The organism is Bartonella sp. AP20NXHL (genome assembly GCF_042196165.1).
In the GTDB taxonomy this organism is placed as follows: Bacteria; Pseudomonadota; Alphaproteobacteria; order Rhizobiales; family Rhizobiaceae; genus Bartonella.
The window spans coordinates 96,912-110,289 of record NZ_JBHIPV010000002.1; the positions used below are offsets into that span (position 1 = coordinate 96,912).

Here is a 13,378-nt window from a genome sequence, read left to right on the forward strand (position 1 = left end):
CATTCTTTAATGGATAAAACTGTTGCTATCATAATCATATGCTAGCAACAGTCTTTTTGTTCTAAAAACTCTTGAGAGCTTTTGCGACAAGATTCCAAGGAGCTATTACCAAAGTTTTCAAGATAAACTATTAAGACAGAGTGAAGATTTAAGTATTATGTTTAAATAACATGATATCGCCATCTTGCACAATGTATTCTTTTCCTTCATCGCGGGCTTTTCCTGCTTCTTTTGCACCGCTTTCTCCACCCAGAGCAATATAGTCATTGTAGCTGATGGTTTGAGCACGAATGAAACCGCGCTCAAAATCTGAGTGAATAACGCCAGCTGCTTGGGGAGCTTTTGTACCACGCGTAATTGTCCATGCTCGTGTTTCCTTAGGCCCACAGGTGAAGTAAGTAATGAGATCAAGTAAATGGTAACCAGCGCGAATGAGGCGATTGAGACTCGGTTCAAAGAGTCCTAAAGCATTGAGATATTCTGATGCTTCAGCATCACTCAGTTGTGTGATTTCCGCTTCGATAGAAGCAGAAATGATAATGCTTTGCGCATTTTGCTCTGTTGCCATTTTTTCAACTGTTTGGGTAAAGCTATTTCCATGAGCGGCGTCATTTTCGCTTACATTACAAACATAAAGTACAGGCTTGGAGGTTAAAAGATTCAAGCTTTTAAGAATGTGGTGTTCATCGGAAGAGATATCTTTGAGCAATAACCGGACAGGGTTTCCCTGTTGCAGTATGTTTAATGCTTTTTCCATAATAGGCAAAATTGTGAGAGCTTCTTTGTCTTTTCCGGTTGCTCGTTTACGAATTTGTATGATTCGTCTCTCAAGACTTTCAAGATCCGCAAGCATGAGTTCGGTTTCAACCGTTGTTGCATCACTAACAGGATCAATACGTCCCTCTACATGGGTAATATCTTCATTTTGAAAACAGCGTAAAACGTGGACAATGGCATCGACTTCGCGAATATTGGCTAAAAATTTGTTTCCTAAACCTTCGCCTTTTGAAGCTCCTCGCACAAGCCCCGCAATATCGACGAAGTTAATGCGTGTAGGAATCATTTCTTTTGAACCAGCGATTGATGCAATTTTTTCCATTCGTAAATCTGGAACAGCAACTTCACCGGTATTGGGTTCAATGGTACAGAAAGGATAATTGGCAGCCTGTGCAGTGGCTGTTTTTGTTAATGCATTAAAAAGAGTTGATTTCCCAACATTAGGTAATCCGACAATACCGCATTTAAAGCCCATGAGAGTCTTTCTTTTCGTTTGATTTTATAGTCAAGATAAAGCTTCTTTTTTATAGCATATTTTCATAAGAGTTATAGTCCTTGCCTTGCGATAAGTGAGAAAAAAGTATAAAGTAGCAGGTATCTGCTTTTTTTACCTTAGTTCTTCTTATCTTAATTCTCTCCTTAGTTTCAAGGATAAGAAAACTTCGAATTAATGTTAATATTGTGCTAAGTTTTTCATGGTATGCAAATCTGCATAAATAATTAATCGGAGAAAATAGAAGAGTGTTATCTCGTTGTGCCTTTTTAATTGCAGCACTTTTGGCTTTGGCTGGATGTGCTACACATCAGTCAGATATGTCATCGGTTTCTTTTCAACAAGTTCGATACATTCCACCAGAAATACAGGCTTTGTATGGTCCTGTAACGAATGAGACTTATTCGTTACCTGCTGTTGATCTTGCGACAATTGATCCAAAATATTGGCGACAAGAAGTGATTTATTATACATCTTATCCAGCTGGAACATTGGTTGTAGATACGCAAGAGTGTTTTCTTTACCTTATTGGTGAAAATGGAAAAGCTTTGCGTTATGGGATTGGGGTCGGTAAGGAAGGTTTAGCATTTGAAGGTGAGGGGGTTATACAGCGCAAGCGTCGGTGGCCAAATTGGGCTCCTACTGCAGCTATGATGGCTCGAGAACCAGAACGTTATGGACATCTTGGGAAAGGAATGCCACCAGGACCCGATAATCCATTAGGTGCGCGGGCACTTTATTTGTTCAAAAATGGGAAAGATACACTTTTCCGTATTCATGGTTCACACGAATCGTGGTCAATTGGGCGTGCTATTTCAAGTGGGTGCATTCGTTTGCTTAATCAAGATATTATCGATCTTTATGATCGTGTTCCCGTTGGTTCGCGTGTTGTGGTATTGCAAAACAATAGGAGTATTCCTACAGTTTATAGTCAACAATCAAATGGCTATGATCCGCTACAGTCGACCATTCAGCCAAATGAATTTTTTTAATTTTGGGGAGAAGATTGGAGAGAGCTGTTTAAGTGTTTTGGTTTTCTGTTCAATCTTCTCTTTTTCTTAAAAGAGAAAATAAGCCTTTCTTTTTCAAAAGTGCATACAAGCTTGTATTCTGATTCTATTTTTTAGCTTCTCACGTTGCCAACAGATTTTTCCTTTGAGAAAGTTTATAAGAGGATTTTTTTTAAGAGTTCTTATCCATATTCTTCACGCGACTGGGACACTCAAGCCAATGGTTTTGATTGTTTTTTATCGTTTGTGAAACTTCATTCATAAAGAGGGATTTCTCATCTTTTATAAGGAGAGCAATATTTTTTGCAATTGCCTCTAAGAGAGGGGATAACCATTCTTGATCAGATTTGGTGAAATTTCCCAGAACATGCTGATGAACAAGTTCTTTGCTTCCAGGATGACCAATTCCTATGCGTATACGACAATAGTCAGTACCACAATGGGCATCAATAGACTTAATGCCATTATGCCCATTATTTCCTCCACCAATTTTTATACGAACTTTTCCCGGTGACAGGTCTAACTCATCATAAATGATGATCAAATTCTTCAAATCTAATTTATAAAATCGCAAAGCTTCGCCAATAGCTTGACCAGAAAGATTCATGAAAGTTTGTGGTTTTATAAGAAAAATTTTCTCATTACTTATGAAACCATTGGAGATTTCTGCTTGAAACTTCTTTGACCATGGAGAAAAAGAGAAGGACTGATAAATGGCATCAACAGCCATAAAACCGATATTATGGCGGTTATTTTGATATTGTAAACCAGGATTGCCAAGACCAGCAATAAGCCACATGTGTATCTTCAGTCAAAGTATGAGTAAGGGTAATGCCTCATAAATTAAGGCGGAAAAAATTCCCGCCTTTTGAGTTTTATGAAGTTTCCGTGTTTTCTTCATCATTTTCTTGCTCAGAAGTTTCATCGCTGACATCCATGCCAGCAGGAGTTGCAATAGTTGCAATGGTAAAGTCTCGATCTTGGATGATGGGAGTCACATCTTTTGGCAGTTGCACTGCTGAAATGTGAATAGAATCACCAATAGAGTAGCTGGAGAGATCAATTTCAATAGCTTCAGGAATAGCACTTGCTGGAGCTGTACATTCAATTTCGTGCCGAACAATATTGAGGACACCACCCTTTTTAAGTCCAGGTGCCGTATCTTCATTGAGGAAGTGGACAGGAATATTCACTTCTACAACAGATTTTGCTGAAATGCGTAAAAAGTCTACATGGAGGGGAAAGTCACGCACGGGATCTAATTGATAATCTTTTGGCAAAACCATAATTTTTTGCTTGTCAAGAATAATCGTTGCAATGGTGGTACGAAAGCCACCGGCATGAATTTTGTAGAAAATTTCTTTATAGGGAACTGTTATTGCCAAGGGTGGTTGTTTTTCACCATAAATGACAGCAGGAATAAGACCGTTGCGGCGAAGTTCACGGGAGGACCCCTTACCAACCCGCTCGCGTTTTTCGGCCTTAAGAGTGTAGCTTTTACTCATAATTTAAGTCCTTTTTACATGATTGGAGATCCTTCAAAAACAGTAATAGTTTTTGCATGGATATGAAGATATGCGCTAACCAACAGCGATCACTCCATTCTACGTTGCCTCCAAGGGTGTCTACGCAGAAGTTTGTTCTATAGTTCAAACTATTCATAGATGCAAGAGTTGTGGGAAAAATCGATGATTTCTACCGTTAAAAAGGAGGAAATGTTACAAATTGCGGTGTGGATGGAGAATCAACCAATATGTGCTGGCACTGATATGTTCAAAATCAAACACTGGAGATGTTATGAAGGTTGAGATTGCCTTGGGTGAGATGTCAGAGAATCGTGCTTTGCATAAATCGATGCCAGCACTTCTTGACTTAGAAGAATTATTGGCGACACGTCTTCTTGTACAAGGTAATTCCGGTTCAGGGAAATCACATCTTTTACGCCGTCTTTTGGAGCAAAGTGCTAAGTGGGTGCAGCATTGTGTAATTGATCCAGAAGGCGATTTTGTAACTTTGGCAGATAAATTTGGTCATGTTATTGTAGAGGCTCAACGTAGTGAATTAGAGTTGACTCGTATTGCCCATCGCATTCGACAACATCGAGTTTCAGTGGTATTTAATCTTGAAGGCTTGGATACTGAACAACAGATGCGTGCTGTAGGGGCTTTCCTTGGGGCACTTTTTGATGTGGAACGTGATTATTGGTATCCTATGCTTGTCGTTGTCGATGAAGCACAATTGTTTGCTCCAACTGCAGCAGGAGAAGTTTCTGATGAAGCGCGTAAAATTTCTTTGAGCGCTATGACCAATCTTATGTGTCGAGGACGTAAACGTGGTCTTGCTGGTGTTATTGCGACACAACGTTTGGCTAAGCTTGCCAAAAATGTTGCTGCTGAAGCTTCAAACTTTTTAATAGGGCGGACTTTTTTAGATATTGATATGGTGCGCGCTGCTGATCTTTTGGGAATGGAGCGTCGCCAAGCGGAAATGTTTAGAGATCTTGAACGGGGAAATTTTATAGCTTTAGGCCCTGCTTTATCACGACGTCCCTTACCAATCATTATCGGTTCTGTTGAAACTTTGGCACGCTCTTCTAGTCCTAAATTAATGCCACTTCCAACAGAGCGGGATGATGTGCAAGAGCTCGTTTTTACTGCTTCACCAGAGGAAATTTTAACGCCATTTAAACAAACACGAGAGCCGATGAGGGAAAAATCAATGCACGAGATGTTAGAGGAGGTAGTGCATAAAAAACAAGAGCTGTTGGAAGAAAACCTGAGTTTATTTCCTGAACTTTCTGATGTTGAGCGTGACGGCCAAGCAGAACATATTATTCGGGAAATTCTTGAGGATTCTGAGGCTTTTTATCGTTCAACAGCGGTGCTTTATCAAGATTTTTCAGTTCGTTGCCGTATCCATGGTATGTCAAAGGTTCCTTTTAATCTTTCACAATTTCGGCGTAAATTGGCTATTGCTCAGGCTTTTGTTGATGAACAAACGGCTGTCAGTGAACATTGGAAACATATTTTGCAGATATCAGAAAGTTTGGAAGAAGATGTTCAAGGAGTCTTCTTGAATGTGGCACAGGCCGCATTAGGGGGAAAGCCATGTCCATCTGATGCATTTTTAGCACGTCTTTATGGAACTCATTCTTTAAGCCGTGCACGCCGACTTTTAACCTACTTTGAAGAGCGTGGACTTATTGTTATTCATACGCATTTTAGTGGTCAACGTATTGTTGCATTTCCTGATCTTGGTGTTGAAACAGCACCGGGAGACCCCAAGGAACCACTTTAACCAAATAAGCTGGAAACCGATTGTTCTGCTGCTGTCCTTGCTATTGCTTCTCCAATAAGGTCGGCAATGGGCAAAACACGAATATTATGGGTTTTCTCAATAGCTTGTGTTGGCATAATTGAATCTGTAATAACCAATTCTTTCATCTCTGAATTGGCAATTCGTTCGATTGCATTACCAGAAAGAACACCGTGCGTGATATAAGCCGTGACACTATTGGCACCATGTTTAAGCAGAGCACTTGCTGCATTGCATAAAGTTCCACCTGAATCAACAATATCATCAAGCAAAAGGCAATCTTTTCCCGATACATCTCCAATGATATTCATAACTTCTGATTCACCGGGGCTTTCGCGACGTTTATCCACAATAGCGAGCAAACTGTTCAAGCGCTTGGCGAGCGCGCGCGCGCGAACCACACCACCCACATCAGGTGAAACAACGATAACATTTTCAAGAGAATAATGCACTTTGACATCGCGAGAAATGACAGGAACAGCATAGAGATTATCTGTAGGGATATCAAAAAAACCTTGAATTTGTCCTGCATGAAGGTCCAATGTTAAAACACGATGGGCCCCTGCTTCCGTAATTAGGTTGGCAACAAGTTTTGCAGAAATAGGAGTCCGTGGTCCTGGTTTTCTATCTTGGCGGGCATAGCCAAAATAGGGGATAACAGCTGTAATACGACGTGCAGAAGAACGACGAAGGGCATCAATCATGATGAGCAATTCCATCAAATGATCATTTGCGGGATAGGATGTAGATTGCAAAACAAAAACATCTTGGCCACGTACATTTTCATGCAGTTCTACGAAAATTTCTTGATCAGCAAAGCGCTTTACAGTTGCTTTGCCTAAGGGGATGTTCAAATAATTTGCAACATCTTCAGCTAGGCGTGGATTAGAATTTCCGCAGAAAAGTTTCATAGTAGAACCTCTGAATCATCATGGTGAGAATGCGACACGGTTTTTAATTTCTTTTTATTAAATTGCAAGAGAACAATTACAAAAGCCTTACAATTTTATCGATTATTATTAAAGAGCTATGCAGTATGTTTTCTCTTTTTCCAAAAGTTTGTTACTTTTAGAGCAAAGTTTTTTCTCCATGCGGCAAAGAAATACATATTGATTAATCTTTTTGGTTATTACTTTATAAAAATGCTTTCAATATGGGGAATGTTTCATATTTAAGATGAATGAAGGGGAGTAATAAAAAGAAGTATCATCTTGCCTTCAATTATTATAACCAAACATTGAAAATGATCACAGCGAAGGCTATCATATTTTATGTGCTGGTAGATAATTTTGTGAAAAAAGCAAAGTCCAATGGGATTTATTTTTACATTTGGGTAAAAAGTTTAGTTTTGCAGTTTTGGTATTGTTCTCAAGTATAAAAGGGGCTCATCTTTTGTTTTTCAGCATAATAGCAGAAATTTGCCGTCCGTAATCGGGTTCGTTGCGGTGTATTGCACGGCGATAGGAGAAAAAACGCTGTTCATCTTGATAGGTACAAAGCTCTACACAAGAAGCATTAACGCCTGCTTCTTTGAGTTGGTTTATAATAAATGCCCATAGATTAAAATAAAAGCGATTTATTTTGTCTGTTTTTAAAAAATATTTTTGGTATTTGCTGTGGTAATCAATAAATTGGTCGTAAAATTCATTTGTTACTTCGTAGTGATAAGGGCCAATACAAGGTCCAAGGACTGCTGTTATTGATTGTCTTTTGGCTCCTTGTGTTTCCATAACAGCAATTGTTTTCTCGATAATTCCATTTAAGCTTCCACGCCAGCCAGCATGAGTTGCAGCGATGACTTCAGCTTGTGGATCAGCAAACAGAATGGGTCCGCAATCTGCTGTAAGAACCCCAATAACGAGTTCTGGGGTGGTCGTAACCAAAGCATCAGCTTGAGGAGGTGCACCGATAGTTGCTTGATGAGCTACGACAACGTTACAGGAGTGTATTTGATTGACTGTGACTAAATTTTGCGCCTCAATAGAAAAATAATTGGCGATCAAAAGACGATTCTGTACAATATATTCAAGCTGATCATTTGAACCTTTCCCAACATTAAGACTATGATAAAGATTTTTTGAAACACCACCTTGACGTGTAAAAAATCCATGTTTTATCCCATGGGTGTGTAAAGTAGAAAGATTTTTTGCAAGAATGGGATGAGGGATAGATTTCATAAAAGTTCCTTATGGAGATTATTTGAAATGAGGATGGAGATGTTCATATTTGTCAATGAATATTTCAGATACTGATGTGCTTATTGACAAAAGCGCCGATCATCAAAATTGAGGAGGTATGGAGATGTTTTTATCACTGAAATGTAAAACTTTAAATAATTTTCCCATCTGATCTGGACCAGCGAGCCGTTCGATGTCTTGGCGGATTTTGTCTTGCAAAGGAGCACTTTTGCCAACTCCAAGCTGGTTTGCGCGCTCCAGTAGCCCCATTTTAAAAAGAAATTCTCCTTGCTCTAAGATTTCAGCAAAACAGCCCTGTTCAAGAGCTATGTTTTTTAAAAAAGAAAAATCAACATGGGATGTTAAATCATGTTCACCAGGGGCATCAAAAACATCACGAAATTTATGTTTTGAGAGTGCTTGCAAGGTATCGCCAAAGGCAAGCTCACAAGCACCATAGTCGATAAGTAAAGCAGAACCTGTCACTTGCACTAAATGGTGGCTGATTTGTTGCATGAATTGATGCCGTAAAGGGGCATGTTCAAAAATTGTTCCGTCAGGCACTTTAGAACAATAGGTTTGTAGACAAGAAGAGGGAAGTTTATGCGGGGCAGCAATAAAGATGAAATCTCCATTTTGATTGACTGTAATGCAGCGCTCTTTCCATTCTCCATTGACTTTAATATATTGGTTGATAGGGAGTGTATCGAGAAATTCATTAGCAATGAGGAAGAGAGGTTTTGAAGGAATTTGATTAAAATTTTCAATGCTATGGATTTGTTTTTGATAAGAGCAAAGGCGCTTTTTTTGTTCTTTTGCAAGTTTTTTGCTTATTTCGATCAGAAAAATTTCAGCAGCATTAAATGCTCTTGTAGAAAGCTTTTGGATGGTTCGCAAAATGTCATCCATCAAAATTCCACGTCCTGGACCTATCTCAGCGAGGATAAAAGGATGAGGACAACCTTGAGCTTTCCAGCTCGCAAGAGTCCAAATGCCAATCATCTCTCCAAATAATTGGCTTATTTCAGGTGCTGTAATGAAATCACCATCACGTCCAAAAGGTGTTTGTGTTTGATAATAACCAAACTGAGGATCTGTAAGTGCCAACGTCATATATTGGCTAACAGTGATTGGTCCATTAAGGACAATAATTTCTTTAATTTTTTCTTTTAGATTGGCCATTTTCTGTCGATTTATATTTAAAGGCGTGGAGAAGAAGATACCCCCCTAAAAGAAGCATGGGAAGAGATAAAGCCATGCCATAGGTAAAACCAGTAGAATGGAAAAGTGTCGAAAACCATTCTGGATCTTCTTGAGGCGCACGGTAAACTTCAGAAATGCTGCGTGCTACTGCGTAGCCTATAATAAATGTTCCTGATACAGCACCGGGACGCTTTAATGCTTTGAACCCAAAAATAAGAAGACACAAGATGATGAAGAGAAGAAATCCTTCCATAAATGCTTCGTAAAGCTGGCTTGGATGGCGCGGTAAATAGTAAGGATCGAGAGGAAAACAAACAGCCCAAGGATGTGTAGTGATATTGCCCCATAACTCTTGGTTGATGAAGTTGCAGATTCGTACAATGCCGATACCAATAGGAGCACCTGCAGCAATGATATCAAACATGGCTCGTATGTTAATATAATTTTTACGGGCAAACCAGATCATAGCAATGATAATACCAATAAGTCCGCCATGAAAGGACATTCCCCCATCCCATACGGCAATGATAGCACTTGGATGGTTAAAATAGTAAATGGGATCCCATACAAGAACTTGTCCTAAACGCCCTCCGATAACAACACTTATGGCAGACCAGACAACAAAATCTCCGATCTTTTCTTTATCCATAGGAGGGTGGTCTCTATACCATAGAGATGTTTTTTTTAATAATTTTTGCGCATACCACCAAGCAAAAAGAATACCCAGTACGTAACCAAGTCCATACCAATGAAGTGCTATGGGACCTAGCTGGATAATGACAGGATCAAGGAAAGACGGAAAAGCAATGGCTGGACAAGACAGATTGTTCATGAGTTAAGCATTTTACATTATACGAGATGAATATGAAGTGACTCTGATGGTCAGAAATGACAGATGAATGCACAATGGTCAAGTCAGTAGGGAGGCTAGTCAGAAAGGGAGATAGATTTCCACTGATTTATCGCGGTAAAAAAATATGGTGATAAAGGAATATTAAAAAATCTTAAACAAAATCGTTATGAAAAGTCTACATAGTATGTAAAATATAGAGTAAAAGGAACAAATTACAGTATCTAAATGTTATGAGAATACGCTATAATGCGTGCGTCAATAATTAAAATTTAAGGAAAAATGTTATGCGTAATGGATCAAATCGTATTCTTGATGAATTAGCAAAATTAGCAACGGATGCTGCTGACGTTGCGCAAGGCATACGACGTGAAGCTGGAACAGCTTTTCGTGTGCAGGCTGAAAAGATAGCAAACAAGCTTGATCTTGTTTCTCGCGAAGAGTTTGAGACTTTTAAGGAGATGGTGCTGAAAATCCATGCTGATAATGCTGATTTGAAAAGGCGCCTTGATGATTTAAAGAAAGGTGATTAAAAAAAACGCAGACACAAAAAAGTAAAATAGTTTCTTAAAAAAAGAATCTTCAAAAAATATCCCCAATTTTTCAATGTGATGCGTGAAACTAAAAAATGCTTAATCTTGAGTCTGTTAGAGCGGAGCATTTGTTTATTTTTGATTTTTTTTTGGGTAAAATACATTTTTTTGAATCAGGGGGGCTGGCGCTATGAAATTGTATCAATACACTGAAAAGACTTGATGATTCGTTTTATGACTATCAGGTTGCCCTAAACAGCGCGATTGTGTTCTGGGTGTTTGTGTACTGTCGATGTTTTTATGTGTATTTGTTTGGTGTAAAGGTTCTGATTGTAGCAAAATATTGTTACAGTTTAGACGGTTTATATTCTGTTGACAATGTTTTAAGATGATTGAGGATTGTGATGAGGCTTGCATTTTGCGCCACAGAAAGAAAAGAGCACCCTGTTGACTTTATCGAACAGATTGCCTGTGAATATGATTGGTCGTTTGAGCGGGATGCACAAGATGAAATTAGCGTTTGTGTGGAAGGAAAACGCGCAAACTATCGTCTTGCTTTTTCATGGATGGAAGAGCATGAAGCACTTCATTTAGCTTGTTCGTTTGATCTCTCTACTAAAAATGCTCGAACAGCTGAAATACAGCGCTTATTGCTAGCAATTAATGAAAAGTTGTTGTTGGGACATTTTGATTACTGGCAAAGGAATAATTCAGTTATTTATCGACAAGGTCTTCTTTTGGCTGGTGGGATGCATCCATCTCATATACAGGTTGAAACATTGTTGATACATGCACTTAAAGCCTGTGAAAGCCATTATGTTGCATTTCAGATGGTTGCTTTGTCGGGAGAAAGTGCTTACAAGGCACTACAGTACACTTTGTTTGAAACTGTAGGGAATGCCTAAAATATACAGTCTGTTATTTTTACAGACGGTTTGCGGAAATATTGCTCATAGGGGGACATCAAGAATAGCGCGCACTCCCCCGAGTGGGCTCTCATCTAATTGTATATTGCCACCATGGCTGCGTGCTATGTCTTGAGCAATAGAAAGACCAAGTCCTGTTCCACTTGCATCTTGATTTCGCGCTTTATCAAGTCGAAAGAATGGCTTAAAAACTTCTGTGCGCATATCTTCATGAATTCCAGGTCCATTATCATCGATTATCAATATAAAAGATTCTTGTTGAGAGTTAGCGGTTAGTTTAACAGTCGTGCCGTAACAAAATGCATTTGTTACAAGATTGCTGACTAAGCGTGTGAAAGCACGGGGACGTACTTGTATTTCTGTAGGACCTTCAATGGTGTAAGAAAATTGACGTTTGTGAAGACGAGCATCGGTGGAGAATTTTTGCATAAGAGCATTTAAATCAAAAGTCTTGACACTTTCACTTCCTTCACCACGAGCAAAAGCAAGATAATCTTCTAACATATTTTGCATGTCACTTACATCTTGCTCAAGCGGTTTAATATCAAAGTCAGTATTTACTAATGCCAGCTGAAGTTTAAAGCGTGTAAGAATGGTTCTTAAATCATGACTTACTCCTGAGAGCATCATGGTACGTTGTTCAATTTGGCGTTCAATACGTTCACGCATGCGTAAAAAAGCGATGCCTGCACGACGGACTTCATCAGCTCCTTGTGGTTGAAATCCTTTTGGTAAAGGACGACCGCGTCCAAAGCTTTCTGCTGCTTCAGCCAATTGTTGAATCGGTTTGATTTGATTGCGCAAGAAGTAAATTGCTATCAGCAATAAAACAAGAGCTGTTCCTACCATCCAGCTTAAAAAAATAGCAGTATTGGAAGCATAGGCTTGGCTGCGTGGAGCAAAGACGCGTAAGATGTTGTGACCAAGGTGGATACGGATTTCAACAAGATCAGAATCTCCTACGGTATCGATCCAGAAGGGACGGTTAATTTGGCGGGTGATTTCTTCACTTAAAAAATAGTCAAGAATTGCAAAAAATGGCTTAGGTCCTGGAGGGGGTAAGGAGGTAGGAGATAGAATAGAAATATTTAATCCCATACGTTGTTGTGCAATACGCTTGATATCTTCATAGTTATCTTGTTGGGGATATGTTTCAAGAATATCAATAATGGCTGAAATATCATGCACGACAGCCGTTGAAAGACGCTCGGTTACCATTTGCCAATGGCGTTCCATAAAGACATAAGCAATGACCGTTTGCAGAAGCACCATGGGAGCGATAATAATGATTAAAGAGCGAGCATAAAGCCGTTTAGGCATTTTTTTCGTTAACCATCGAAGAAAAAATCTTAAAGGTTTGATCATTCTTGTGCCTATTCAATAGAGAGTTTATACCCTATTCCTCGCACGGTTTGGAGCCATATAGGCAGTGCTGGATTTTTTTCGATCTTACGACGAAGGCGGTTGATCTGCACATCAATGGCACGTTCACTTATATTGCTGTCATCTGTCGCGAATTTATGGCGCGGAATTGTATCGCCTGCATTTTCGGCAAACATGACCATCATTTCTTGTTCTTTATCTGTTAATTTAATAATTTCTCCTCCTTTTTTGAGTTCGCGTCGTGAAATTGAAAATATATAAGGACCAAAAACGATTTGCTCAATTTTAGGTTGGCTAAGGGGAAAACCACGTCGTAAAATGGCGTTGATGCGAAGGAGAAGTTCACGAGGGTCAAACGGCTTAGACAGATAATCATCGGCCCCTGCTTCTAATCCACGGATACGATTGTCTATTTCTGATAAAGCTGTTAGCATCAAGATAGGAACATCTTTTGTTTGGCGGAGTGAATGAGTGAGATCAATACCGTTTTCGCTAGGCATCATGACATCAACAATAAGAAGATCAAAATCTAAACTTGCCAACAGTCGTCTTGCTTCATTCGCATTGGCTGAAACTGAAACACGAAATCCATTTTTAATGAGAAACTGAAATAAAAGATTGCGAATACGAGTATCGTCATCAATCACAAGAAGGTGAGGGGCATCGTCACACAAAACTTGAACGTGATTGGTCATTCTTAAAAAAACCTTG

At 39.2% G+C, this 13,378-nt stretch carries 13 protein-coding genes; 4 read left to right on the top strand and 9 right to left on the bottom strand.

Annotated elements, in window-relative coordinates; genetic code table 11:
* Positions 1–148: 148 nt before the first annotated feature.
* Positions 149–1,252 carry a redox-regulated ATPase YchF gene (ychF, locus tag ACFILL_RS01630; protein WP_375630839.1) on the bottom strand — a complete coding sequence of 368 codons (1,104 nt, stop codon included), beginning with the start codon at positions 1,250–1,252 and terminating at the stop codon, positions 149–151.
* 266 nt (positions 1,253–1,518) lie between these two features.
* On the opposite strand from ychF, the gene ACFILL_RS01635 reads away from it, so the two are divergent.
* Positions 1,519–2,262, top strand: coding sequence for a L,D-transpeptidase (locus tag ACFILL_RS01635; RefSeq protein ID WP_273791236.1), 744 nt, complete (start codon positions 1,519–1,521; stop codon positions 2,260–2,262).
* 190 nt (positions 2,263–2,452) lie between these two features.
* Here ACFILL_RS01635 and pth read toward each other — a convergent pair whose 3' ends face one another.
* Both pth and ACFILL_RS01645 read right to left on the bottom strand, forming a co-directional pair.
* Positions 2,453–3,079: an aminoacyl-tRNA hydrolase gene (pth, locus tag ACFILL_RS01640; protein ID WP_375630837.1), complete on the bottom strand. Its 627-nt coding sequence runs from the start codon at positions 3,077–3,079 to the stop codon at positions 2,453–2,455.
* Between the two features lie 76 nt (positions 3,080–3,155).
* A complete protein-coding gene (locus ACFILL_RS01645; protein WP_375630835.1) occupies positions 3,156–3,785 on the bottom strand; it encodes a 50S ribosomal protein L25/general stress protein Ctc in 630 nt (209 codons plus the stop codon).
* A 292-nt stretch (positions 3,786–4,077) separates the two neighbouring features.
* On the opposite strand from ACFILL_RS01645, the gene ACFILL_RS01650 reads away from it, so the two are divergent.
* Positions 4,078–5,577: an ATP-binding protein gene (locus ACFILL_RS01650; RefSeq protein WP_273791233.1), complete on the top strand. Its 1,500-nt coding sequence runs from the start codon at positions 4,078–4,080 to the stop codon at positions 5,575–5,577.
* Here the strand turns inward: ACFILL_RS01650 and ACFILL_RS01655 are convergent.
* From ACFILL_RS01655 to lgt, 4 genes are all read right to left on the bottom strand, one after another.
* The gene (locus ACFILL_RS01655; RefSeq protein ID WP_273791232.1) at positions 5,574–6,506 is read right to left on the bottom strand and encodes a ribose-phosphate pyrophosphokinase; all 933 of its coding nucleotides are present in this window, start codon (positions 6,504–6,506) and stop codon (positions 5,574–5,576) included. The genes ACFILL_RS01650 and ACFILL_RS01655 overlap by 4 nt on opposite strands.
* Before the next feature lie 474 nt (positions 6,507–6,980).
* Positions 6,981–7,772 (bottom strand): peptidoglycan editing factor PgeF, encoded by a 792-nt coding sequence (pgeF, locus tag ACFILL_RS01660; protein WP_375643122.1) that lies wholly within the window; start codon positions 7,770–7,772, stop codon positions 6,981–6,983.
* Positions 7,773–7,874: 102 nt separating this feature from the next.
* A complete protein-coding gene (locus tag ACFILL_RS01665; protein ID WP_375643121.1) occupies positions 7,875–8,954 on the bottom strand; it encodes a class I SAM-dependent methyltransferase in 1,080 nt (359 codons plus the stop codon).
* Positions 8,929–9,807: a prolipoprotein diacylglyceryl transferase gene (gene lgt / locus ACFILL_RS01670; protein ID WP_273791229.1), complete on the bottom strand. Its 879-nt coding sequence runs from the start codon at positions 9,805–9,807 to the stop codon at positions 8,929–8,931. Before lgt ends, ACFILL_RS01665 begins: the two co-directional genes overlap by 26 nt.
* Positions 9,808–10,112: 305 nt before the next feature.
* Here lgt and ACFILL_RS01675 point away from each other — a divergent pair, with 305 nt between their 5' ends.
* Positions 10,113–10,358 carry an accessory factor UbiK family protein gene (locus tag ACFILL_RS01675; RefSeq protein ID WP_375630830.1) on the top strand — a complete coding sequence of 82 codons (246 nt, stop codon included), beginning with the start codon at positions 10,113–10,115 and terminating at the stop codon, positions 10,356–10,358.
* A 404-nt stretch (positions 10,359–10,762) separates the two neighbouring features.
* Positions 10,763–11,263 (top strand): YbjN domain-containing protein, encoded by a 501-nt coding sequence (locus tag ACFILL_RS01680; RefSeq protein WP_375629408.1) that lies wholly within the window; start codon positions 10,763–10,765, stop codon positions 11,261–11,263.
* Positions 11,264–11,308: 45 nt separating this feature from the next.
* On the opposite strand, the gene ACFILL_RS01685 is transcribed toward ACFILL_RS01680, so the two are convergent.
* Both ACFILL_RS01685 and ACFILL_RS01690 read right to left on the bottom strand, forming a co-directional pair.
* Positions 11,309–12,649, bottom strand: a complete 1,341-nt coding sequence (locus ACFILL_RS01685; protein WP_273791227.1) for an ATP-binding protein — start codon at positions 12,647–12,649, stop codon at positions 11,309–11,311.
* Between the two features lie 8 nt (positions 12,650–12,657).
* Complete coding sequence (locus tag ACFILL_RS01690; protein WP_273791226.1) at positions 12,658–13,362, bottom strand: response regulator; 705 nt, start codon at positions 13,360–13,362, stop codon at positions 12,658–12,660.
* Between the last annotated feature and the right edge of the window lie 16 nt (positions 13,363–13,378).

What these genes read in the sequence shown, in the direction of transcription:
- ychF (WP_375630839.1), bottom strand. Translation starts at nt 1,252, where the DNA reads ATGGGCTTTAAATGCGGTATTGTCGGATTACCTAATGTTGGGAAATCA.
- pth (WP_375630837.1), bottom strand. Translation starts at nt 3,079, where the DNA reads ATGTGGCTTATTGCTGGTCTTGGCAATCCTGGTTTACAATATCAAAAT.
- ACFILL_RS01645 (WP_375630835.1), bottom strand. Translation starts at nt 3,785, where the DNA reads ATGAGTAAAAGCTACACTCTTAAGGCCGAAAAACGCGAGCGGGTTGGT.
- ACFILL_RS01650 (WP_273791233.1), top strand. Translation starts at nt 4,078, where the DNA reads ATGAAGGTTGAGATTGCCTTGGGTGAGATGTCAGAGAATCGTGCTTTG.
- ACFILL_RS01655 (WP_273791232.1), bottom strand. Translation starts at nt 6,506, where the DNA reads ATGAAACTTTTCTGCGGAAATTCTAATCCACGCCTAGCTGAAGATGTT.
- pgeF (WP_375643122.1), bottom strand. Translation starts at nt 7,772, where the DNA reads ATGAAATCTATCCCTCATCCCATTCTTGCAAAAAATCTTTCTACTTTA.
- ACFILL_RS01665 (WP_375643121.1), bottom strand. Translation starts at nt 8,954, where the DNA reads ATGGCCAATCTAAAAGAAAAAATTAAAGAAATTATTGTCCTTAATGGA.
- lgt (WP_273791229.1), bottom strand. Translation starts at nt 9,807, where the DNA reads ATGAACAATCTGTCTTGTCCAGCCATTGCTTTTCCGTCTTTCCTTGAT.
- ACFILL_RS01675 (WP_375630830.1), top strand. Translation starts at nt 10,113, where the DNA reads ATGCGTAATGGATCAAATCGTATTCTTGATGAATTAGCAAAATTAGCA.
- ACFILL_RS01680 (WP_375629408.1), top strand. Translation starts at nt 10,763, where the DNA reads ATGAGGCTTGCATTTTGCGCCACAGAAAGAAAAGAGCACCCTGTTGAC.
- ACFILL_RS01685 (WP_273791227.1), bottom strand. Translation starts at nt 12,649, where the DNA reads ATGATCAAACCTTTAAGATTTTTTCTTCGATGGTTAACGAAAAAAATG.
- ACFILL_RS01690 (WP_273791226.1), bottom strand. Translation starts at nt 13,362, where the DNA reads ATGACCAATCACGTTCAAGTTTTGTGTGACGATGCCCCTCACCTTCTT.